The 20796-nt window shown below is 70.6% G+C and carries 20 protein-coding genes; 5 read left to right on the forward strand and 15 right to left on the reverse strand.

Annotated elements, in window-relative coordinates:
• The first annotated feature begins 94 nt into the window (after nt 1–94).
• Together aptA and ABE957_RS13730 are read left to right on the forward strand one after the other, a co-directional pair.
• A complete protein-coding gene (aptA, locus tag ABE957_RS13725; RefSeq protein ID WP_349759245.1) occupies nt 95–1438 on the forward strand; it encodes an omega-aminotransferase AptA in 1344 nt (447 codons plus the stop codon).
• A gap of 195 nt (nt 1439–1633) precedes the next feature.
• Nucleotides 1634–3124 (forward strand): CoA-acylating methylmalonate-semialdehyde dehydrogenase, encoded by a 1491-nt coding sequence (locus ABE957_RS13730; protein WP_349759246.1) that lies wholly within the window; start codon nt 1634–1636, stop codon nt 3122–3124.
• 107 nt (nt 3125–3231) lie between these two features.
• Here ABE957_RS13730 and phnP read toward each other — a convergent pair whose 3' ends face one another.
• The 14 genes from phnP to ABE957_RS13800 all read right to left on the reverse strand — a co-directional run bounded on the left by phnP (nt 3232) and on the right by ABE957_RS13800 (nt 14258).
• The gene (gene phnP / locus ABE957_RS13735) at nt 3232–3981 is read right to left on the reverse strand and encodes a phosphonate metabolism protein PhnP (RefSeq protein WP_349759247.1); all 750 of its coding nucleotides are present in this window, start codon (nt 3979–3981) and stop codon (nt 3232–3234) included.
• Nucleotides 3978–4520: a ribose 1,5-bisphosphokinase gene (phnN, locus tag ABE957_RS13740; protein WP_349759248.1), complete on the reverse strand. Its 543-nt coding sequence runs from the start codon at nt 4518–4520 to the stop codon at nt 3978–3980. Before phnN ends, phnP begins: the two co-directional genes overlap by 4 nt.
• The gene (locus ABE957_RS13745; RefSeq protein ID WP_349759249.1) at nt 4520–5668 is read right to left on the reverse strand and encodes an alpha-D-ribose 1-methylphosphonate 5-triphosphate diphosphatase; all 1149 of its coding nucleotides are present in this window, start codon (nt 5666–5668) and stop codon (nt 4520–4522) included. Before ABE957_RS13745 ends, phnN begins: the two co-directional genes overlap by 1 nt.
• Complete coding sequence (phnL, locus tag ABE957_RS13750; RefSeq protein ID WP_349759250.1) at nt 5668–6414, reverse strand: phosphonate C-P lyase system protein PhnL; 747 nt, start codon at nt 6412–6414, stop codon at nt 5668–5670. The genes ABE957_RS13745 and phnL overlap by 1 nt, the downstream gene beginning before the upstream one ends.
• 10 nt (nt 6415–6424) lie before the next feature.
• Complete coding sequence (gene phnK, locus ABE957_RS13755; RefSeq protein ID WP_349759251.1) at nt 6425–7213, reverse strand: phosphonate C-P lyase system protein PhnK; 789 nt, start codon at nt 7211–7213, stop codon at nt 6425–6427.
• Nucleotides 7210–8043: an alpha-D-ribose 1-methylphosphonate 5-phosphate C-P-lyase PhnJ gene (locus ABE957_RS13760; RefSeq protein WP_349759252.1), complete on the reverse strand. Its 834-nt coding sequence runs from the start codon at nt 8041–8043 to the stop codon at nt 7210–7212. Before ABE957_RS13760 ends, phnK begins: the two co-directional genes overlap by 4 nt.
• Entirely contained in the window at nt 8040–9161 is a 1122-nt protein-coding gene (locus ABE957_RS13765) for a carbon-phosphorus lyase complex subunit (RefSeq protein ID WP_349759253.1), read from the reverse strand. The genes ABE957_RS13760 and ABE957_RS13765 overlap by 4 nt, the downstream gene beginning before the upstream one ends.
• A complete protein-coding gene (gene phnH / locus ABE957_RS13770; protein ID WP_349759254.1) occupies nt 9146–9772 on the reverse strand; it encodes a phosphonate C-P lyase system protein PhnH in 627 nt (208 codons plus the stop codon). The genes ABE957_RS13765 and phnH overlap by 16 nt, the downstream gene beginning before the upstream one ends.
• A gap of 2 nt (nt 9773–9774) precedes the next feature.
• Nucleotides 9775–10242 (reverse strand): phosphonate C-P lyase system protein PhnG, encoded by a 468-nt coding sequence (gene phnG / locus ABE957_RS13775; protein ID WP_349759255.1) that lies wholly within the window; start codon nt 10240–10242, stop codon nt 9775–9777.
• Entirely contained in the window at nt 10239–10994 is a 756-nt protein-coding gene (gene phnF, locus ABE957_RS13780) for a phosphonate metabolism transcriptional regulator PhnF (RefSeq protein ID WP_349759256.1), read from the reverse strand. Before phnF ends, phnG begins: the two co-directional genes overlap by 4 nt.
• Before the next feature lie 23 nt (nt 10995–11017).
• Nucleotides 11018–11809: a phosphonate ABC transporter, permease protein PhnE gene (phnE, locus tag ABE957_RS13785; protein ID WP_349759257.1), complete on the reverse strand. Its 792-nt coding sequence runs from the start codon at nt 11807–11809 to the stop codon at nt 11018–11020.
• A gap of 53 nt (nt 11810–11862) precedes the next feature.
• Nucleotides 11863–12882, reverse strand: a complete 1020-nt coding sequence (gene phnD / locus ABE957_RS13790) for a phosphonate ABC transporter substrate-binding protein (protein WP_349759258.1) — start codon at nt 12880–12882, stop codon at nt 11863–11865.
• Nucleotides 12883–12917: 35 nt separating this feature from the next.
• Nucleotides 12918–13742 (reverse strand): phosphonate ABC transporter ATP-binding protein, encoded by an 825-nt coding sequence (phnC, locus tag ABE957_RS13795; protein WP_349759259.1) that lies wholly within the window; start codon nt 13740–13742, stop codon nt 12918–12920.
• Nucleotides 13743–14030: 288 nt separating this feature from the next.
• The gene (locus ABE957_RS13800) at nt 14031–14258 is read right to left on the reverse strand and encodes a hypothetical protein (protein ID WP_349759260.1); all 228 of its coding nucleotides are present in this window, start codon (nt 14256–14258) and stop codon (nt 14031–14033) included.
• 115 nt (nt 14259–14373) lie between these two features.
• On the opposite strand from ABE957_RS13800, the gene ABE957_RS13805 reads away from it, so the two are divergent.
• Together ABE957_RS13805 and rapA are read left to right on the forward strand one after the other, a co-directional pair.
• A complete protein-coding gene (locus ABE957_RS13805; protein WP_349759261.1) occupies nt 14374–15174 on the forward strand; it encodes a TlpA family protein disulfide reductase in 801 nt (266 codons plus the stop codon).
• Nucleotides 15175–15598: 424 nt separating this feature from the next.
• A complete protein-coding gene (gene rapA / locus ABE957_RS13810; RefSeq protein WP_349759262.1) occupies nt 15599–18547 on the forward strand; it encodes an RNA polymerase-associated protein RapA in 2949 nt (982 codons plus the stop codon).
• A 156-nt stretch (nt 18548–18703) separates the two neighbouring features.
• Here rapA and ABE957_RS13815 read toward each other — a convergent pair whose 3' ends face one another.
• A complete protein-coding gene (locus ABE957_RS13815; RefSeq protein WP_349759263.1) occupies nt 18704–19609 on the reverse strand; it encodes a TIGR01777 family oxidoreductase in 906 nt (301 codons plus the stop codon).
• Between the two features lie 119 nt (nt 19610–19728).
• Between ABE957_RS13815 and ABE957_RS13820 the strand changes: the two genes are divergently transcribed.
• On the forward strand, nt 19729–20787 hold the full coding sequence (locus tag ABE957_RS13820) for an NAD(P)/FAD-dependent oxidoreductase (protein ID WP_349759264.1): 1059 nt from the start codon (nt 19729–19731) through the stop codon (nt 20785–20787).
• Nucleotides 20788–20796 lie beyond the last annotated feature (9 nt).

Consider the following 20796-nt stretch of genomic DNA (forward strand, 5'->3'; position numbering starts at 1 on the left):
AAATTCAACATGTATGGCTTTAACTGATCGCGATCCTGACCCAAGCTGCCCCTATACCGCCACCAAAAAGACAACGACCACAAAGGGGTGTGCCATGTCAGATCATTCTTCCCGGCAGACCGCGGGCCTGACCGATGCGCAGCTGGATGCCTACTGGATGCCCTACTCCGGCAACCGCCAGTTCAAGCGCGATCCGCGGATCATCGTCGGCGCCGAGGGCAGCTACTACACCGACGCCGACGGTCGCCGGATCTACGACGGCCTCTCCGGCCTGTGGACCTGCGGTGCCGGCCACTGCCGTCCGGAGATCGCCGAGGCGGTCTCCCGACAGCTGCGCCAGCTGGACTACGCCCCGGCCTTCCAGTACGGCCACCCCAAGGCCTTCGAACTGGCCCACCGCATTCGCGAGCTGACCCCAAAGGGCCTCGACTACGTGTTCTTCACCGGCTCCGGTTCCGAGAGCGCCGATACCTCGCTTAAGATCGCCCGTGCCTACTGGCGCAAGAAGGGCAAGCCCACCAAGACCAAGCTGATCGGCCGCGCCAAGGGCTATCACGGCGTCAACTTCGGCGGCATCAGCCTGGGCGGCATCGGCGCCAACCGCATGATGTTCGGCCAGGGCATCGATGCCGACCACCTGCCCCATACCCTGCTCAAGGAGAACGCCTTCACCCGCGGCATGCCCGAGCGCGGCGCCGAGCGGGCCGACGAGCTGCTCGAGCTGATCGCCCTGCACGACGCCTCCAACATCGCCGCGGTGATCGTCGAGCCCATGGCCGGCTCCGCCGGGGTGATTCCGCCGCCGGTGGGCTATCTCAAGCGGCTGCGCGAGATCTGCGATGCCAACGACATCCTGCTGATCTTCGACGAGGTGATCACCGGCTTCGGGCGCATGGGATCGATGACCGGCGCCGAGGAGTTCGGCGTGGTCCCGGACATCATGAACGTCGCCAAGCAGCTGACCAACGGGGCGGTACCCATGGGCGGGGTCATCGTGCAGGGCGAGATCTACCACACCTTCATGGAGCAGGGCGGCCCCGACTACATGATGGAGCTGCCCCACGGCTACACCTACTCGGGGCACCCGGTGGCCTGTGCCGCGGCCCTGGCCGCCCTGGACGTGCTCGAGAATGAGCGCCTGATCGAGCGCGTCCAGGAGATGGCGCCGATCTTCGAGGATGCCCTGCATTCTCTCAGGGGCAGCCGCTATGTCAGCGACATCCGCAACTACGGGCTGGCCGGCGCCCTGCAGATCGAGCCCTACCCCGGCGAGCCGGCCCGTCGCCCCTTCGAGATCGCCATGAAGTGCTGGGAGAAGGGCTTCTACGTACGCTACGGCGGCGACACCATCCAGCTCGGCCTGCCCTTCATCGTCGAGCACGAGGAGATCGACCGACTGATCAACGCTTTGGGCGACGCCCTCGGCGAGCTGGACTGACGCCTTGTCTGCGCCCCTCGTCGAAGCGGAGTGGGCGCACTCGGCAACAAGACGCCGCGAGGGCGCTGTGAACCCTTCCCTGGGCGCTACTTTTGCCATCCCTGGCAAAAGACCCTCGCTCTGTCTTGTTCCCGATGCTCGTTATCGCAGGCTCACCGCATCAACACCCGATATCTATCTCTGGAGAGAACCAACATGACCACCCTTGGCCACCTGATCAACGGTACCCGCGTCGACGCCGACGGGCGCACCCAGGACATCTTCAACCCCTCCACCGGCGAGGTCGGAAGCCAGGTCGGCCTGGCCAGCCAGGCCACCGTCGAGGCGGCGATCGCCGCCGCCCAGGCCGCCTTCCCGGCCTGGCGTGACACGCCGCCCGCCAAGCGGGCTCGCGTCATGTACCGCTTCAAGACGCTGCTGGAGCAGCATGCCGATGAGATCTGCCGGCTGATCGGCCAGGAGCACGGCAAGATCGTCCACGACGCCCAGGGCGAACTCGCGCGCGGCATCGAGAACGTCGAGTACGCCTGTGGCGCCCCGGAGCTGCTCAAGGGCGAGCACAGCCGGAACACCGGCCCCGGCATCGACTCCTGGAGCGAGTTCCAGCCGCTCGGCGTGGTCGCCGGCATCACGCCGTTCAACTTCCCGGCCATGGTGCCGCTGTGGATGTATCCCATGGCCATCGCCTGCGGCAACACCTTCGTGCTGAAACCCTCCGAGCGCGACCCCACCTCCTCGCTCTTCATCGCCGAGCTGGCGCTGGAGGCCGGCCTGCCCGCCGGGGTGCTAAACGTGGTCAACGGCGACAAGGAGGCCGTCGATACCCTGCTCGACGACGAGCGCGTGAAGGCCGTCAGCTTCGTCGGCTCCACGCCGATCGCCGAAACCATCTACAGCCGCGCCAGCGCCAACGGCAAGCGCTGCCAGGCGCTGGGCGGCGCCAAGAACCACGCCATCGTGATGCCCGATGCCGACATGGACAACGTGGTCAGCTCGCTGACCGGGGCGGCCTTCGGCTCCTCCGGCGAGCGCTGCATGGCACTCTCCGTGGCGGTGGCGGTGGGCGACGCTGCCGCCGACACCCTGATCACCAAGATGCAGGAACAGATGAAGACCCTGAAGGTCGGCCCCTTCCATGACGTCGAGAACGACTTCGGCCCGGTGATCACCAAGGCCCACCAGGAGAAGGTGTGCGGCTACATCGACAGCGCCGAGGCCCAGGGCGCCGAGATCGTGGTCGACGGTCGCGGCGTGCAGGTGCCGGGCCACGAGCAGGGCTTCTACGTCGGCGGCACCCTGATCGACCGCGTGACTCCGGACATGACCTGCTACCTCGAGGAGATCTTCGGCCCGGTGCTGCTGGTGGTGCGGGTCGAGACCATGGAAGAGGCCATGCGGCTGATCGACGAGCACGAGTACGGCAACGGCACCTGCATCTACACCCGCGACGGCGAGGCGGCCCGCTACTTCAGCGACCGCATCCAGGTGGGCATGGTGGGGATCAACGTGCCGCTGCCGGTGCCGGTCTCCTACCACAGCTTCGGCGGCTGGAAGCGCTCGCTGTTCGGCGACCTCGCCGCCTACGGCCCGGACGCCGTGCGCTTCTACACCAAGCGCAAGACCGTCACCCAGCGCTGGCCGTCGGCCGGGATCCGCGAGGGGGCGCAGTTCTCCTTCCCCTCCTGATGCCCTGACCGGCAGCAGGCGCCCCCGCCTCTCCACAGCCGAACCGGGCCTCCCGGTTCGGCAGTTGGCGTTGAGGACGAACCGGCATCTCGCCTCCCTCGCCCGACCTAGAGCGCCAGGCCGTCGTGGGCGAAGTGGACGCCGGGGGGCAGCGGCGTGGTCGCCTCCAGCCGTTCGGCATCCAGGTCGTGGCCGATATGGGTCAGGTAGGCGCAGGGCGCCGCGAGCCGCTCGAGGATCTGCAGCGCCAGGGGCAGGTTATTGTGGTTGCGCGGCGCCTGGTGGGACGCGGGATGGGTGGCGTCGAGCATCACCACGTCGGGCCGCCAGTCGCGCAGGAAGCGCTCGGTCTCGACGGGCAGCCCCAGGGTGTCGGTGAGGTAGGCGAGCCGCCGGTCGCCGTCGTCCAGGCAGTAGCCCAGGGTCGGCTTGCTGTGGTTGAGCGGCACCGGCGTGACCGTCAGGCCCTCGAGCGCGAGCGGCCGGAACGGCTTGAGCCCGGGCCGGAAGTCGAGCACGCCGGGGTTGCGGTAGAGGTCCGCGCAGCCGTGGGCATCCTTGGGACCGTAGACCGGGATCGGCTCGCCGGTGCCCCAGCGCAGGTGGAAGAGCCCCTGCACGTGGTCGGCATGGTAGTGGGTGACCAGGATCGCCGCGGGCCGCTCGGCCTCGCAACTGTCGGCCAGGTCGGTGCGCCCGGCGTCGAGCAGGATGCGCCGGCCGTCGAGGCGCACCTCGGCGCAGCAGGCGCCGCGCCGGTGGCTGGTCAGCACCCGGGCCCGGGCGCAGGCCGGGCAGTCGCAGCCGAAACGCGGCACCTGGGCGCTGTCGCCGGTGCCGACGAAGCGGAACTTCATGCCCGGCACTCCTCGCTCAGCCGCGTGCGCAGCGCCGCCAGGGTCTCGGCCAGGGCGCCGCCGTTGTCGACCCGGGCCACCTCGGGCAGTGCGGCGGCGAGTTCGCGATGGCGCGCCAGTCGAGCCTCGATCTGCGCCTCGTCCTCGCGCCCACGCCGGCGCAGCCGCTCGGCGATCACCGCCTCGGGGGCGGTAACCAGCATCGGGTAAAGCGCCGCGCCGAAGCGCGCCCGAGCGGAGGGCAGGGCCCGACGGCTGCCGTTGACCAGCACCGTCTGGCCCCGGGCCAGCCAGGCCTCGAGCTCGAGGCCGAGGCCGTAGTCGAGCCCGTGGGCCTGCCAGGTCAGGCAGAACAGTCCCAGGCGCCGCCGCGAGGCGAACTCGTCGGGGGTCAGCGCCACGCCGTTCTCGCTGCCGCCGCTGTCGCGGGTCACGTAGCGGTGCGCCACCAGCCAGTCGGGATGGCGGGCCCGGGCGGCGTCGAGCAGGGAGTCCTTGCCGACGCCGCTGGCCCCCATCAGGTAGACCAGGCGGCCCATCAGTGCACCTGCCTGCCAGCGCTCCACACCCGCTGCACCAGGGGGTGGCCATCCACCAGCCGCGTGCGTAAAAGATCGGCGCGCAGCCCCTGGGCCAGCCGGCCGCGGTCCTCCAGGCCCACCGCGGCGGCGGGATTGCGGGTGGCCGTGGCCACGGCGCGGGGCAGTGAATAGCCGCCGTCCATCTCGGCGACCCGGAACACCGCGTCGAGCAGCGCCGCCGGATAATAGTCCGAGGAGAGGATGTCGAGCACGCCCAGGCGCACCAGCTCGGCCGCGGCGATATTGCCGGAGTGGGAGCCGCCGCGCACCACGTTGGGCGCGCCCATCATCACCGCCATGGCGTGGCGGTGGGAGGCCTCGGCGGCCTCGCGGGTGGTCGGGAACTCGGCCACCCGGGTGCCGTATTCGAGGCTCTCCGCCACGTGGGCGATGGTGGCGTCGTCGTGGCTCGCCAGCGCCAGGCCGCGGGTGCGGCAGCGCTCGGCGATCAGGCGGCGGTGCTCGGCGCTGTAGCTTTCGCTGTTGGAAAGCTGGTTGGCGATAAAGGCCTCCAGCGCCCGATCATCGAGGCCGTGCTTGCCCTGGTAGTAGGTGCGATAGGCGTCGAGGCTGACGAACTGGCGCTGGCCCGGCGCGTGGTCCATCAGCGAGACCAGCCCCAGCAGCGGCGCGTCGGCGAGCTCATCGAAGCGCGCCAGGGTCTCGGGGTGACAGACCTCGCAGCGCAGGTGCAGGCGATGATCGACCCGCGCCAGGCCGTCATCGACGATGCCGGAGAGTGCCCCGACCATCTCGTGCAGGGCGCCGTGGCGCATGCTCTGCTCGTCGACGTCGCCGATCGAGACCGCATCGAACACCGTGGTGATGCCGCTGGCGGCCATCTGGGCGTCGTGGGCGAGCGCCGCCTGGCGGCTCGGCCAGGCCACCTTGGGGCGCGGCTGGAAGTACTTCTCCATGTTGTCGGTGTGCAGCTCGACGAGCCCCGGCAGTAGATAGTCGCCGTCGCAGTCGATCGCCCCGGGCGCGCGGCTCGGCGCCGCGTCGAGGCCGGCGATCAGGTCGTTGCGCATCACCAGGCTGCCGGTGACCACCTCGTCTTCGAGCACCAGGCGGGCGTTGGTCAGGATCTGTTCGTTGGCACTCATCACGGCGTCTCCTGGGGATCGGTCTCGGCGGCCCGGGTGCGCGCCGACATGTGGCGGTCCAGCGGCAGCAGGCGGTCGGCGACCCGCTCGCGCACGTCGTCATCGTGGAAGATGCCGAGCATGGCGGTGCCGCGGGCCTTGGCCTCCTGGATCATCGCCACCACCACGTCGCGGTTGGCGGCGTCGAGCGAGGCGGTGGGCTCGTCGAGCAGCAGCAGCGGGTGCTCGCCGATGAAGCCCCGGGCGATGTTCACGCGCTGCTGTTCGCCACCGGAGAAGGTGCCGGGGGGCAGCGACCAGAGCCGCTCGGGCAGGTTGAGGCGCGCCAGCAGCGCCTCGGCCTTCGCGCGGGCCTCGGTGGCATCGCCGCCGCGGGCCAGCAGCGGCTCCATCACCACCTCCACGGCGGGCACCCGGGGCACCACCCGCAGGAACTGGCTGACGTAGCCGATCACGTCGCGACGCAGCGGGTGCCAGGCGTGGGCCGGCAGCGCCTCGAGGGCAAGCTCTCCATCATCGAACTGCAGGCGCAGGCGACCTCCAGAGACGCGGTAGCTGCCGTGCAGCATCTTCAGCAGGGTGCTCTTGCCGATGCCGCTGCGCCCGGCCAGCACCAGGCACTCGCCCGGCGACAGGGTCAGCGAGAGGTCGCGCATCACCTCCAGGCGCAGGCCGTCCTGGCCGTGCAGCACGAAGGTCTTGTCGAGGGATTCGACGCTCAGGAAGGGTTGGGTCATCGCGGTCATCTCGGGCTCCTCAGGGCGTCAATACCGACGACACCAGCAGCTGCGTGTAGGCGTGCTGCGGGTCGTCGAGGATCTGGTCGGTCAGGCCGGCTTCCACCACCCGGCCGCGGCGCATCACCATCAGCCGGTCGGCGAGCAGCCGGGCGACGGCCAGGTCGTGGGTGACCAGCACCACCGAGAGGCCGAGCTCGCGCACCAGGGTGCGCAGCATGTCGAGCAGCCGCGCCTGCACCGAGACGTCCAGCCCGCCGGTGGGCTCGTCCATGAACACCAGCCGCGGCCGGGTGACCAGGGTGCGGGCGATCTGCAGGCGCTGCTGCATACCGCCGGAGAAGTGCTGGGGGGCGTCGTCGATGCGGCCCGGGTCGAGCTCGACGCGGCCCATCCAGTCCTGGCCGGCGGCGCGCAGCTGGCCATAGTGGCGCTCGCCCAGGGCCATCAGCCGCTCGCCGATATTGGCGCCGGCGGAGACGCCCAGGCGCAGGCCGTCGCGGGGGTTCTGGTGGACTAGGCCCCACTCCATGCGCAGCAGCGCCCGGCGGCGCGCCTCGCCGATGGCGTAGAGGTCGAGCTCGCCCTCATGCGAGTGGTAGACGACTCGGCCGGCGTCCGGGGCCTCCATGCCGCACAGGGTGCGCAGCAGGGTCGACTTGCCGGAGCCGGACTCGCCGACGATGCCCAGCACCTCGCCGCTGCGCAGCGCGAAGTCGATGCCCTCACAGCCCTTGCCGGGGCCATAGAGGCGGGTGAGGTCGCGCGCCTCGAGCAGGGTGGGACGATCGAGCTGGGGGCACTTCATGCCACCTCCTCCTGACGGTTCTGGCAGTAGTCGGTATCCGAGCAGACGAACATGCGCCCGCCGCGGTCGTCGGTGATCACCTCGTCGAGAAAGCTGTCCCGGGCGCCGCACAGCGCGCAGGGGGCGTCCCACGCCTGGATCTCGAAGGGATGGTCCTCGAAGTCCAGGCTCTCCACACGGGTGTGCGGCGGGATGGCGTAGAGGCGCTTCTCGCGCCCGGCGCCGAACAGCATCAGCGCCTCGCTCATATGCAGCTTAGGGTTGTCGAACTTGGGGATCGGCGAGGGATCGGTCACGTAGCGGCCGTCGACCTTCACCGGGTAGGCGTAGGTGGTGGCGATATGGCCGTGGCGGGCGATGTCCTCGTAGAGCTTGACGTGCATGACCCCATACTCCTCCAGGGCGTGCATCATCCGCGTCTCCTCCTCGCTCGGCTCGATGAAGCGCAGCGGCTCGGGGATCGGCACCTGGAAGACCAGGATCTGCCCGGCGGCGAGCGGCGTCTCGGGGATGCGGTGGCGGGTCTGGATGACGTCCGCCGCGGCGGTGGCGGTGGTGGTCTCGACCCCGGCCACCCGCTCGAAGAAGGCGCGGATGCTCACCGCGTTGGTGGTGTCGTCGGCGCCCTGGTCGATCACCTTGAGAGTGTCGTCCTCGCCGAGGATGCTGGCGGTGAGCTGCATGCCGCCGGTGCCCCAGCCGTAGGGCATCGGCATCTCGCGGCCGCCGAAGGGGACCTGGTAGCCGGGGATCGCCACGGCCTTGAGCAGGCCGCGGCGGATCATGCGCTTGGTCTGCTCGTCCAGGTAGGCGAAGTTATAACCGTTCATGCCTGCTGCTCCTCTGCTGGCGTCGCGGCGCGGGCTTCGCTGTCGTCGGTCGCTGTCCGCTCGGCGTGGGCGCGGCGCAGCCGGCGCAGCAGCTCCAGCTCGGACTGGAAGTCGACGTAGTGCGGCAGCTTGAGGTGGGAGACGAAGCCCGAGGCCTCGACGCTGTCGGCGTGGGCCAGCACGAACTCGGCCTGCTGGGCGGGGCTTTCCACCGGCTCGCCGAGCTCCTCGGCGCGCAGCGCCCGGTCGACCAGCGCCATGGCCATGCTCTTGCGCTCGTTGCGCCCGAAGGCCAGGCCGTAGCCGCGGGTGAACTGCGGGGCGGCCTCCCGGGAGCCGCCGAACTGGTTGATCATCTGGCACTCGCTGAGGGTGATCTCGCCCAGGCAGACCGGCTCGTCGCGCTCCTCAACGACGATCTCCACCTCCACGCCGCCGATGCGGATCTCCCCGGCGAAGGGGTGGTTGCGGCCATAGCCGCGCTGGGTCGAGTAGCCCAGCGCCAGGAGATAGCCCTCGTCGCCCCGCGCCAGCATCTGCAGGCGTGTAGCGCGATCCACCGGGAAGTCGGGCGGGTCGCGGGTGATGTCATATGGCGCGGCGCCGTCGTCCACCTCGCGCTCGACCAGCCCCTCGTCGTCGAGCAGCTCGAGGATCTGCGGGCAGGCCTCCAGGGCCTGCTCGGCTCGGGCGGGCTCGGGGGTCTCGCCCTCGGCCAGCTGCATGAAATCCAGCAGCCGATGGGTGTAGTCGTAGGTCGGGCCGAGCACCTGGCCGCCAGGGATGTCCTTGTAGGTGGCGCTGATGCGCCGCTCGACGCGCATGGCGTCGGTGTCGACGGGCACGGTCTCGGCCAGGCGCGGAAGCGTGGTGCGGTAGGCGCGCAGCAGGAACACCGCCTCCACCAGGTCGCCGCTGGCCTGCTTGAGGGCCAGGGCGGCGAGCTCGGGATCAAAGAGCGAGGCCTCTGCCATCACCCGGTCCACGGCCAGGTTGAGCTGGCCGGCGATCTGGTCGACCGAAAGCTCGGGCCGGGCGCGCTCGCCGCGGCGGCGATCCGCCAGCCAGCGGTGGGCGTTGGCGATGGCCTGCTCGCCGCCCTTCACTGCGACATACATGCGCTGTCCTCCTGTGGCTGACCGAGGGCCGGGGCCTCGAGTCGGGTGCTGCGGGGAATCGCCACCAGGCGCTCGCCGCAGGTGAGAATGGCGTCCAGGCCGCGGGGGAAGCGGGCCCGGTTGGCGGCCAGGCGCCGCATCAGCGGCGCCGCCGCGCCGACCTCCAGGGTGCGGGTGCCGGGGATACCGGGACCGGCGAGCCGCCAGGGGCCCTCCTCGGCGAGGGCGTCGAGCACCACCAGCAGGGTGGTGCTGCGATCGGGGTATGCATCGCTGCCCTCAGCGAAGGCCGGGGCCGCTGCGCTCAGGGTCGCCGGGGTGACCAGGGCGAAGTCGGCCTCCTCGGGGGCCGCGGTGACCCGACAGCCGGTATGGAAGCCGAGCGCCTCGATGAGCCCGCCGGCCTCGAGGCCCGGGGCGATCCACAGCCGGGTCTCGAGGTCGCACAGCGCCAGCAGGGTGCCCCACAGGGCGGCGCCGATGGCGGCGTCATCGGGCACCGCCGGCGCCTCGGCGATCTGCAGGGTGCCGGGCTCGGCCATGGCGGCGAGCACCCGGCGGAACTGGCGTTGGCCGTCGTGGACGGGATCGGGAAAAGCCTTCCAGCGCATCGTCATTCGCCTCTTACCAGGGTGAAGAAGTCCACGCGGGTCGCCGCCGCCGTGCGCGAGGCCGCCTCGCGACCCTCGGCCAGCGAGGCGGCCAGCGGGTCGATCAGCTCGGCGTCGATGCGCGCGGCCCAGTCGGGGCGCTGGGCGCAGGCGTCGACCAGCGCGATCAGCTCGGCGTGGCGGTGGTCGCGGCCGGCTACCCAGCCGTGGCCCAACGGGCCGCCGTCCGGGGCGCCGTCATCCAGCGCCACGCTGGCGCGGCTCAGGGTCATCTCGCCGAGATTGAAGGCGTTGCCGGTGCCGCCCATGCGGCCGCGCACCATGGCCATGCCGGTTTCGGGGCCGCGCACGCAGCGGTGGTCGGCGGTGAGGGCCAGCGCGGCCCAGCGCGCCTCGAGGCGCTCGCGGGGCGTCAGCGCCATGACGCGCTGGCGCTCGGCCGGGGTCCGTCGGGAGGGCGTCTGCTTCATGGAAAAACCTCGTCGGGGGTCATCGAAGAAGGGGGAGCGTCGAAGTCGATGTGGTAGGCCAGGCGGTCGGCCCGGGCGCGGCCCTCGGAGACCTCCACCAGGGCGCCCTGGGCATCGACGTTGTCGCTGGTCAGCGCCAGCAGCGGCGCGCGATGGGCACACTGCAGCAGCCGGCTGTCGTCGGGGTCGGCGGCGAGCGCCTCGATGCGCACCCGGCGGCGGCTCAGGTGCAGGCCGTAGTGCTGGGCGAGCAGCGCCCGGGTGGAGCCGCCGCGGTAGCGCTCGCTGAAGCCCGGCACCCGCGCCGGGTCGAACCAGTGGCGAATCCGCAGCAGCGGGGCGCCGTCGACGTGGCGCAGCGTCTCCACGCAGAGCAGGGGCTCGCCGGGGGCCCGGGCGAAGCGCCGGGCGATCGCCTCGGGCGCCTCGCGCAGGCCCTGGGCGAGGCAGCGGGTCTCGCTGGCCAGGCCCTGCTCTGCGAGGTTGTGGGTGACCTTGCTGCCGGCGGTGAGGGCGTAGTCCAGGCGGCGGTCGACCACCTGGGTGCCGCGCCCCTGGTGGCGGGTGACCATGCCGGCGGCGACCAGCTCGTCCAGGGCCCGGCGCACGGTGTGGCGATTGACGCCGAAGCGCCGGGCCAGCTGCGCCTCGCCGGGCAGCAGCTCGCCGGGGGCGTAGTCGGCGCGCACCTCCCGGGCCAGGGTCTCGGCCAGGGTGCGGTAGCGAGGCTCACGGACGACTTGTCTAGACATGTCGACTCCTGGAAAAAAGCGCTTCAGATGAAGCGCTTGCGTACGAACTGGGAGGCCATGTCGAGCAGCGTCACGGCGACGATGATCACCAGCATGATGGTGGCCGTCTCGGCGTACTGGAAACCGCGCATGGTCTCCCACAGCGCCACGCCGATGCCGCCGCCGCCGACCATGCCGAGCACGGTGGCCGAGCGGATGTTGGACTCGAAGCGGTAGAGGCTCACCGAGATCCACAGCGGCAGCACCTGGGGGATCAGCCCGAAGACGATCTCCTCGATGCGCCCCGCCCCGGTGACGCGGATGCCCTCCATGGGGCCGGCCTCGCTGGCCTCCACGGCCTCGGAGAAGAGCTTGGCGAGCACGCCGGTGGTGTGGATGAACAGCGCCAGGGTGCCGGCGAAGGGGCCGAGGCCGACCGCCACCACGAAGAGCATGGCGAAGACCAGCTCGTTGATGGCGCGGCAGGCGTCCATCAGCCGGCGCACGGGCTGGTGGACCCACCAGGGGGTGAGGTTCTCCGACGACAGCAGGCTGGCCGGGATGGCCACCAGCACCGCCAGCAGGGTGCCCCAGATGGCGATCTGGATGGTCACCATCATCTGGTCGACGTAGTGGCCGAGGTTGCCGAACTGCGGCGGGAAGAAATCGCCAAGCAGCTCGCCCATGTTGTCGGCGTTGGTGACCAGCAGGGAGGGCTGCATCTCGGCGCCCTGCCAGGCCCAGGAGAGCACCCCCAGGGTGATGGCCCAGCCCAGCAGGGTGGTCCAGCCGCGCTTGCCAGCCGCAGCGTCGCTCAGGGTGGAAGAATGACTCATATCGCGTGGCTCCCGCGGGGAGGGTCTGCCCTCCCCGCTTCCGGTGGATCGGCTCAGCTGGCCTGGGCGAGGGAGGCGTCGGCCTTGGCGGCCTCGGCCGCCTCGAGACGCTCATTCAGCTCATCAAGGCGCGCGTCGAACTCGGCCAGGGCGGCCTCGCGCTCCTCGGCGGAGAGGCTCTCGTCGGCGGCCACCTGGGCGCGCTCCTTGAACAGCTCGAGCTGACGGATCGGCAGCAGCTGGTCGTTGGTCGAGGGATCGAAGCCGGACCACTGCAGGGCCTCGAGGATCGCCTGCTGCTGCTCGGTCTCGCCGTAGGCGTAGAGGAAGTCGCGCAGCTCGCCCTTGAGCTCCTCGGAGAGGTTCTTGCGCCACACCAGCGGGTCGGAGGGAATCAGCGGCGACTTCCAGATCACCTTGAGCTGCTCGGCCTTGTCCGGGTGGACGGCCTCCAGGCGCTCCATGCTCTCGGTGTTGAAGGTGGCGACGTCGACCTGGCCGTTGGCCACCGACAGGGCGTTAGTCTCGTGGCTGGAGTTCAGGGTGCGCTTGAAGGCGGTGGCGGCATCGACGCCGTTCTGGGCGAAGACGTAGTAGCCCGGCACCAGGAAGCCCGAGGTAGAGTTCGGGTCGCCGTTGCCGAAGATCAGCTCGTCGGCGTTGGCCAGCACGTCGTCGACGTTCTCGAGGTCGCTGTCCCGGTGGGTGATCATCAGGCTCCAGTAGCCCGGCGCACCGTTGGCGGCCACGGTCTGGGCGAAGATCTCGCCGCCGGCGCGGTCCACGGCCTCCATGGCGGACTTGTTGCCGTACCAGGCCATGTCGATCTGGTCGAAGCGCATGGCCTGGATCACCGCCGCGTAGTCGGTGGCGAAGAAGGGCTCGACCTCACGGTCCAGGGCATCGGAGAGGTCATCCAGGAAGGGCGCCCAGAGCGGCGCCATGTTCTGGCTCGATTCGGTGGAGATGATGCCGAACTTCAGCGGCTCCTCGGCGGCCACGAAGGGGCTGGCCAGCAGGGTCGCGCCGGCGATCAGCGGCAGGGACAGGCGACGAAAGGAAGCAAAGGACATGGTGGATCTCCTCGGGTGATGGGACGTGGCGGAAATCAGCCCAGGGCGCCGACGGGCGCCGTGAGGTCGATGGAGGGGGTACGCGTCTTCAGCTCGTCGAGCCCGGCGTTCTCGTAGAGGGCGGTGAGTCGGGCATCGGTGAGCGCCTCGATGGGGCCATCGAAGTAGAGGCGGCCATCCTTGAGGGCGATGGCGCGCCGGCAGAAGCGCCGCGCGACCTCGACCTGGTGCAGGGTGATCACCACGGTACGGCCGTCCTCCTCGTTGATGCGTGCGAGGATCTGCATCACCTCCTGGGCGCTGCGCGGGTCCAGCGAGGCGATGGGCTCGTCGGCGAGGATCACGTTGGCGTCCTGCATCAGCACCCGGGCGATCGCTACCCGCTGCATCTGGCCGCCGGAGAGGGTGTTGGCGCGCTGGTCGGCCAGCGCCTCGATGCCGACCCGGGCCAGGGCGCGGCGCGCCATGGCCCGCTCCTCCTCGCTGAAGCGCCCGAGCAGGGCACGGCCGCGGGGCATCGAGCCCAGGCGCCCCACCAGCACGTTGGTGAGCACGCTCAAGCGCCCCACCAGGTTGAACTGCTGAAAGATGTAGCCGGTGCGGCAGCGCTCGGGGCGGGTGGCCCGCGCCAGCCGGCCGCCGACCTGGACCTCGCGCCCCTGCAGGCGGACGCGGCCGCCGTGGCGGTCGCTACGGGTCAGGCCGATCAGGTGGCGCAGCAGGGTGGACTTGCCGGAACCGGACGGCCCGATCAGGGCCACCATCTCGCCGGGGTGGATCTCGAAGTCGATGTCGCGCAGCACCGCATGCTGCCCGAAGGTCTTGCTCAGTCGTTCGACGATGATGCTGGGAATCGACATGACGCCTCTCCTCTTGGAATGGCATCAGTGTCGCGGCGGCAGATGAAGGCCACTTGTCTAGACAATGGCAGTCTGGTGACAATTTCGACCGCCCGCGCCGGCAGTGGGACCGAAGCCGGCGAAGAGAAGCTTGTATAATCAAAGGGTTAGCAAGGCGTGTCATGCAGCCGACACGCCGATGACACCGCGCCGTCATGAAACGGCGAACGGTCTCGGGGGGATAAGGGGCGGAGAAAGGCCTGGTACGGCCGTGGGACTCGCGGGCCGGAGGGGGGACGCGAGCGGCGGCTACTCCTCGCCGCGCTGACGGGCCAGCGCCTTGCGCGCCTTGTTGCGCCGGTAGAGCCGCACCAGGGCGATGCCCAGGGCGAAAACGACCATGGCCGCCAGGGTCCAGCCCTGCCAGGGCCGCGCCGCATCGCCCATCACGGTCTCGAGGGTGAGGATCAGGATGAAGCCCAGGGCCTGGCTGGCGATGGCCAGGGCGCGCAGGGTATCGAAGGCCGGTCGTGACATGAATGCTCCCGCTGGATGACAGCCCTGCCCGCCGGCAGTAGGCTTGGCGAAACGAATCCGCCCAGTGTACCCGCTGCGGCCCCCGCCGCCGACCTCCCGGAGTCACCGCCACGACATGGATGCCATCGCCCTGGGGCCCGTGCTGATCGCGCTGCCGCGCCTCTATGCCCTCCTCGCCGCCCTGCTCCTGCTGGGCGCCAGCGTCGTCCTCCTAGGCCTGCCGCGACGCCGCCACGCCCGCTGGTTCAACGGCCTGCTGGTGGCCTGGCTGGTCGGCGCCCGCCTGGGCCATGTGCTGATGAACGCGGGGGCCTATAGCGAGGCCCCGCTGGACGCGCTCAAGTTCTGGCAGCCCGGCTACCACGGCCTCTGGGGCCTTCTGGCCGCGCTGGCCTGGACGGCCTGGACGCTGAGGGACCGGCTGGGCGCCATGGTGGGCGGCATGGGCCTGGCACTCGGCGCCTCGCTTGCGTGGCTGGCGCTGGTGACCCTGGCGCCGCTGGGCGGCGGCATGGCGATCCGCGAACTGCCGGATCTCGCCCTGGAGAACCTCGAGGGGGAGCCTGTTAACCTCGCCTCGCTGAATGGCGAGACGGTGGTGATCAACCTCTGGGCCACCTGGTGCCCGCCCTGCCGGCGCGAAATGCCGATCCTCGCCGAGGCCGATGCCCGCGAGGACGTGAGCGTGGTGATCGTCAACCAGGGCGAGACGCTGCTGCAGGCGGTGCGCTACCTGGATGAGCAGGGCCTGGACTTCCGCCATGCGCTGCTCGACCCGCGCCAGCAGCTGATGGTGCTGGCCGAGTCCCCGGGCCTGCCCACTACCCTGCTGTTCGATGCCGAGGGGCGCGCCCGCGAGCAGCACGTGGGCGAGCTCACCCGCGCCCAGCTCTCGGCCTGGCTGGACGATCGCTGAGCGACCTCGGGGGGATCGTCTGCTGATCGGTGCCTGGGCTATCGCCGTTACCGGAATCCAGGGGCGCTGGGGACAAGCCGAAGAGAAGGTCCTACGCCAGGGGTGAGGACGATTGCTCCGAACGGGCTGGCCATGGATGGCCAGCACCGGTCCTGCCGGCGAAGCAGGATGCGAGAGCGCCGCAGGACGTCGGTAGCGCCCAGGGAGGGGTTCACAGCAGCTCCTTGCTGGTCCGACATTTCGGGGCGAGTCGCCAGGTCAGCCCCGACCTACCGAGCTGTCAAACTATCTGCGATAGCCCGGTGATCGTTGCCTGGACGCTTAAGCCGCGTCGGGCTTTGCTGTAAGATACCGCGCCCTGTCGCCGCCGAGCCGGGTGTGGCCCGCGGCAACGAACCGATCCCAAGCATCCCCCCGAGGCACCATGAGCGACTTCTCTCCCGGCCAGCGCTGGATCAGCGACGGCGAGGCCGAACTCGGCCTGGGCACTATCCTCAACGTCGACGCCCGCAGCGTCACCGTGCTCTTCGGCGCCAGTCAGGAAACCCGCACCTACAGCAGCCGTAACGCCCCCCTGACGCGCGTGGCCTTCGGCAGCGGCGACCGCATCCAGTCCACCGAGGGCTGGCAGATGACCGTCGACGACAGCAAGGAGGTCGGCGGCCTGATCGTCTATATCGGCGAGGACGACGCCGGCGCGCTGTGCGAGCTACCCGAGGCGCGACTCGCCGACACCATGCAGTTCGATCAGGCCCGCGACCGCCTGCTCACCGGCCAGGTCGATCGCAACGACTGGTTCGACCTGCGCTTTCGCACCCTGCATCACCATCACCGGATCGAGCAGAACCCGGCGCTGGGCCTGGCCGGGCCGCGTATCGACCTGATCCCCCACCAGCTCTACATCGCCGACGAGGTGTCGCGCCGCCACGCGCCGCGCGTGCTGCTGGCCGACGAGGTGGGGCTCGGCAAGACCATCGAGGCCGGGCTGATCCTGCATCGGCTGCTGCTCACCGGCCGCGCCGAGCGGGCGCTGATCCTGGTGCCGGCGAGCCTGACCCACCAGTGGCTGGTCGAGCTGCTGCGCCGCTTCGCCCTGGAGGTCACCCTGCTCGATGAGCAGCAGAGCCTCGCCCACGGCGACGCCAACCCCTTCGAGGCCGGCCAGCTGGTGCTGGCGAGCCAGGACTGGCTGTTCGCCAACGCCCATCGCCAGCAGCAGGCCCAGGCCTGCGACTGGGACCTGCTGATCGTCGACGAGGCGCACCACCTGGACTGGAGCCCCGAGCAGAGCGGGCCCGGCTACGCCTGCGTGGAGCAGCTGGCCGCCCAGGTGCCCGGCATGCTGCTGCTCACCGCCACCCCGGAGCAGATGGGCCTGGCCAGCCACTTCGCCCGCCTGCGCCTGCTCGACCCGGACCGCTACCAGAGCCTCGAGGCCTTCCGCGAGGAGGAGGCCCACTACGTCGAGGTCGCCGAGGCGATCGATGCCCTCGACCGGCTGCCCGGCGAGGCGGCCGACCGCGAGCGGGTTGCCGCGGTGATCCATGAGCCCGATAGCCTGGCGCTGCTCGATACCCTGGCCGACCCGGAGCGCGGCGATGACCAGCGCGCCGCGGCGCGGGACCAGCTGCGCGACCAGCTGCTCGACCGCCACGGCACCGGCCGGGTGATGTTTCGCAACGGCCGGCGCCACGTGGGCGGGTTCCCGGAGCGTCGCCTGCACATCGCCGAGCTCGAAGCGCCCTCCGCCTACCGGCGCGTATTTCGCCGCCTGGATCGAGACGAGGACTACCTGGACGAGCTGCTGATCGCAACCGGCCTGGATCACCCCGAGGTGCTGATCTATCCCGACGCCATGTATCGGGAGATGACCGATGACCCGCTCAACACCGAGCCCTGGTGGCAGTTCGATCCGCGCGTGAGCTGGCTGCTGGAGCGCCTCGCCGACGACGGCGAGGCCGGCTTCGCCGGCGACAAGGTGCTGGTGATCGCCCACGATCGCGAGACCGCCACGGGGCTCGCCGAGGGCCTGCGGGTGCTCGGCGGCTACCAGGCCCCGGTGTTCCACGAGGGGCTCTCGCTGATCGAGCGCGACCGCGCCGCGGCGGCCTTCGCCGACGAGGAGGAAGGCTGCCAGGTGCTGGTGTGTTCGGAGATCGGCTCCGAGGGGCGCAACTTCCAGTTCTGCCGTCACCTGGTGATGTTCGACCTGCCGCTGCACCCGGACCAGCTCGAGCAGCGCATCGGCCGCCTCGATCGCATCGGCCAGCGCCACGCCATCGAGATCCACGCGCCGGTGTTCACCGGCAGCCCCGGCGAGAAGCTGCTGCGCTGGTACCATGAGGGCATGGACGCCTTCAGCGCTCCGCACGGCCTGGGCAGCGAGATCCATACCGCCTTCGGCGACACCCTGGCCGACAGCCTGCTCGACGATGAGGACCTCGACGAGGTGATCGCGGAGACCCGCGCCCTGTTCGATGCCAAGCTCAAGGAGCGTGACGCCGGCCGCAATCGCCTGCTCGAGCTCAACGCCTGCCGCCATGAACGCGCCGAGGCGGTCACCGCCGCGATCCGCGAGCTCGACGCCGACAAGGCCCTGGCCCGCTACCTGGACCAGGCGCTGGACATCTTCGGGGTCGACAGCCAGGACATCGGCGGTGGCATCCAGCACCTGCAGCCCAGCCCGCAGATGCTCGACGGCCTGCCGGGCCTGGTGAAGGGCGAAGAAGGCTTCTCGGCCACCTACTCCCGGGAGCGCGCCCTGGCCCGGGACGACGTCCAGCGCCTCTCCTGGGAGCACCCGCTGCTGCGCGAGATGATGGGCCGGATCCTCGATGGCGCCATGGGCAACACCGCGCTGGCGCTGCTCAAGCACCCGGCCATTCCGGCCGGCCGGCTGATGGTCGAGCTGGTCTTCCGCACCCACTGCCCGGCGCCGAAGCGACTGCACCTCAACCGCTTCCTGCCGCCCACCGCGGTGCGCGTGCTGCTCGACGAGTCGGGGGCCAACCTGACCGCCAAGATCTCCTTCACCGGGCTCTCCAAGGCGGTACAGAAGGTCAAGAAGGCGGTCGCCCGTGACCTGATCAAGAGCCGCCACGACCAGCTGCGCGAGCTGCTCGACGGCGCCGAGACCGAGGCCCAGCGGGAGCTGCCGAGCATCGTCGAGGCCGCCCAGGGGCGCATGCGCGCCGAGCTGGACGCCGAGCTCGCTCGCCTCGAGGCGCTCTCGCGGCTCAACCCCGCGGTGCGCGCCGACGAGCTCGAGGCGCTGCGCCGTGAGCGCGCCGAGCTGGATGCCGCCATCGAGGCCACGCGGCTGCGCCTGGATGCGGTGCGGGTGATCGTCACGGTGGGTGACGACGCGCGCTGATGCCGGTGAGTCGAGGCTGACTCGGGAAAGGCCCCGGTGAGCAGGACCGTCGAGGAGGCGCTGTGAACCCTTCCTTGGGCGCTACCGATGCCATCCCTGGCATCGGACCTCCTCTTCGGCCTGCCCCCGGCGCCCCTCAGTGGGCGTCGGGAAGGGTCATCCCAGGATATCGGCCAGGGCCTTCTCCAGGGTCGGGAAGCGAAACTCGAAGCCGGCCTCCAGCAGCCGCGCCGGGCGCATGTCGGCGCCGGTCAAGAGCAGCCGCGACATCTCGCCGAAGGCGATCTCCAGGGCGAGGGCCGGCATCGGCATCAGCGCCGGGCGCCCCAGCTGCTTGGCCAGGGTGCGGGAGAACTCGGCGTTGGTGACCGGGTGGGGGGCGCTGCCGTTGAAGGGGCCCTCCAGATCGTCGCGCTCGAGCAGGAACAGGATGGCGCGCACCAGGTCCTCGCGGTGGATCCACGGCATGAACTGCTTGCCGTCGCCGAAGCGCCCGCCCAGCCCCATCTTGAAGGGCGGCAGCATCTTCTCGAGGCTGCCGCCGCCCACGTCGAGCACCAGGCCGATGCGCAACAGGGCGAGCCGCACGCCGAAGTCTGCCGCCTCGCCGGCGACCTCCTCCCAGCGCTTGCAGAGCCGGTGAGCGAACTCGTCGTGGGGCGGGGTCTCTTCGGTGACCTCGCGATCGCCCTGATCGCCGTAGTAGCCCATGGCCGAGGCCGAGACCATCACCTTCGGCATGCGCCCCTGGCTGGCCTTCAGCTGCTCGCAGAGCATCACCAGGTCGCCGGTGACGTTGACCCGGGAGTCGATCAGCCGCTCCTTCTGCTCCTCGCTCCAGCGCTTGGCGGCGATCGGCTCGCCGGCCAGGTTGACGATGGCGTCCGGCGGGGTGTCGACGAAGTCCAGCACCGAGCGCCGGATGTCGCTGCCCTCCGGCAGGCGGTCGCGCACCTCATCGGGGGATCGTGACACCACCAGCAGCTGGTGCCCCGCCTCCTTCAACCGTCGGCAGAGACGCTGCCCGACAAACCCGCTGCCGCCCGTGATCAGCACTCGCATCCGGAATCCCTCCCCAAGCCAACGATGACAAGCCCGTGTGGCCAGCCATCATGAGTTATACAGCCGTTGTACACTTCTGCTAGTCTAGCGATGAACGCCGTTGACTGCACGAGAGGCCCATGCCCCACTCCCCCGATTCCACCGCCATCATCGGTGCCGGCATCGCCGGCCTTGCCTGTGGACAGGCCCTGCAGGCGCACGGCCTGCCGGTGCGCCTCTACGACAAGGCCCGCGGCCCCGGGGGACGCATGTCCAGCCGCCGCCTCGACGAGGCGGCGGTCGAGCTGGGGGCCCAGTTCTTCAGCGTGCGCGATCCGGCCTTCCGCCGCCGGGTCACGGCCTGGCGCAAGGCCGGCATCGTCGCCCCCTGGCCCGACTCCCTGTGGGAGGCGAGCGCATCGGACTGGCAGCGCCATCGCGACGACGTCGAGCGCTTGATCGGCGCGCCCCGCATGAGTGCGGTCTCCCGCCACCTGGCCGAGGGCCTCGAGGTGGCATCCCAGACCCGCATCGTACGCCTCGAGCCCCAAGGCAGTGCATGGTGGCTGGTGGACCAGCATGACGTGCGCCACGGCCCCTTCGCCCGCGTCGTGCTCGCCCTGCCCACCCCCCAGGCCCAGGCGCTGATCGAACCCCACGAGCCGACCCTCGCGTCCGCCTGCGAGGCGGTCATCCAGCGTCCCTGCTGGGCCGCCTGGGCCTGCTTCGAGGCGCCGCTGCCCGCCCTGCCGGGGGTCGACGACGACTGGCAGGCGGTGCGCCTGGCCCCCGACCCCAACCGGCCGCCGGCCGAGCAGCCGCTGCGCTTCGTCAGCCGCAACGATCACAAGCCCGGCCGCCACGGCCAAGGCGAAAGTCTGAGCCTGCTGGCGCGGCTCGAGTGGAGCGAGGCGCACCTGGAGCGCGACGCCAAGAGCGTTGCCCGGGACCTGCTCGAGGCCTTCCGCGCGCAGCTGCCGGCGGGCGTGACGCTGCCCGAGCCGACCTCACTGGGCGCCCATCGCTGGCGCTACGCCCAGCCCGACGTCTTCGCCGGCGGCGAGGCGGTCAACCTCGACCACCGCCGCTCGCCCAACGGGCTCTCGCTGTGCGGCGACGCCTGGCGCGGGCCGCGGGTCGAGGACGCCTGGCTCTCCGGTCACCATCTCGGCGAGGCCCTGGCGGCCGACGCTTCCTGACTCCTCTTC

Origin of the sequence: Halomonas pelophila, from assembly GCF_040196315.1 — a bacterium.
GTDB lineage: Bacteria > Pseudomonadota > Gammaproteobacteria > Pseudomonadales > Halomonadaceae > Halomonas > Halomonas pelophila.

Bases quoted from the DNA above. Each gene is read 5' to 3' on its own strand.
- phnC (WP_349759259.1), bottom strand. From the start codon at position 13,742: ATGTCGATTCCCAGCATCATCGTCGAACGACTGAGCAAGACCTTCGGG.
- ABE957_RS13820 (WP_349759264.1), top strand. From the start codon at position 19,729: ATGCCCCACTCCCCCGATTCCACCGCCATCATCGGTGCCGGCATCGCC.
- phnD (WP_349759258.1), bottom strand. From the start codon at position 12,882: ATGTCCTTTGCTTCCTTTCGTCGCCTGTCCCTGCCGCTGATCGCCGGC.
- ABE957_RS13805 (WP_349759261.1), top strand. From the start codon at position 14,374: ATGGATGCCATCGCCCTGGGGCCCGTGCTGATCGCGCTGCCGCGCCTC.
- phnH (WP_349759254.1), bottom strand. From the start codon at position 9,772: ATGCGCTGGAAGGCTTTTCCCGATCCCGTCCACGACGGCCAACGCCAG.
- phnL (WP_349759250.1), bottom strand. From the start codon at position 6,414: ATGACCGCGATGACCCAACCCTTCCTGAGCGTCGAATCCCTCGACAAG.
- phnE (WP_349759257.1), bottom strand. From the start codon at position 11,809: ATGAGTCATTCTTCCACCCTGAGCGACGCTGCGGCTGGCAAGCGCGGC.
- ABE957_RS13760 (WP_349759252.1), bottom strand. From the start codon at position 8,043: ATGAACGGTTATAACTTCGCCTACCTGGACGAGCAGACCAAGCGCATG.
- ABE957_RS13730 (WP_349759246.1), top strand. From the start codon at position 1,634: ATGACCACCCTTGGCCACCTGATCAACGGTACCCGCGTCGACGCCGAC.
- phnN (WP_349759248.1), bottom strand. From the start codon at position 4,520: ATGGGCCGCCTGGTCTACCTGATGGGGGCCAGCGGCGTCGGCAAGGAC.
- phnG (WP_349759255.1), bottom strand. From the start codon at position 10,242: ATGAAGCAGACGCCCTCCCGACGGACCCCGGCCGAGCGCCAGCGCGTC.
- phnK (WP_349759251.1), bottom strand. From the start codon at position 7,213: ATGAAGTGCCCCCAGCTCGATCGTCCCACCCTGCTCGAGGCGCGCGAC.
- phnF (WP_349759256.1), bottom strand. From the start codon at position 10,994: ATGTCTAGACAAGTCGTCCGTGAGCCTCGCTACCGCACCCTGGCCGAG.
- phnP (WP_349759247.1), bottom strand. From the start codon at position 3,981: ATGAAGTTCCGCTTCGTCGGCACCGGCGACAGCGCCCAGGTGCCGCGT.
- rapA (WP_349759262.1), top strand. From the start codon at position 15,599: ATGAGCGACTTCTCTCCCGGCCAGCGCTGGATCAGCGACGGCGAGGCC.
- ABE957_RS13765 (WP_349759253.1), bottom strand. From the start codon at position 9,161: ATGTATGTCGCAGTGAAGGGCGGCGAGCAGGCCATCGCCAACGCCCAC.
- ABE957_RS13745 (WP_349759249.1), bottom strand. From the start codon at position 5,668: ATGAGTGCCAACGAACAGATCCTGACCAACGCCCGCCTGGTGCTCGAA.
- aptA (WP_349759245.1), top strand. From the start codon at position 95: ATGTCAGATCATTCTTCCCGGCAGACCGCGGGCCTGACCGATGCGCAG.
- ABE957_RS13800 (WP_349759260.1), bottom strand. From the start codon at position 14,258: ATGTCACGACCGGCCTTCGATACCCTGCGCGCCCTGGCCATCGCCAGC.
- ABE957_RS13815 (WP_349759263.1), bottom strand. From the start codon at position 19,609: ATGCGAGTGCTGATCACGGGCGGCAGCGGGTTTGTCGGGCAGCGTCTC.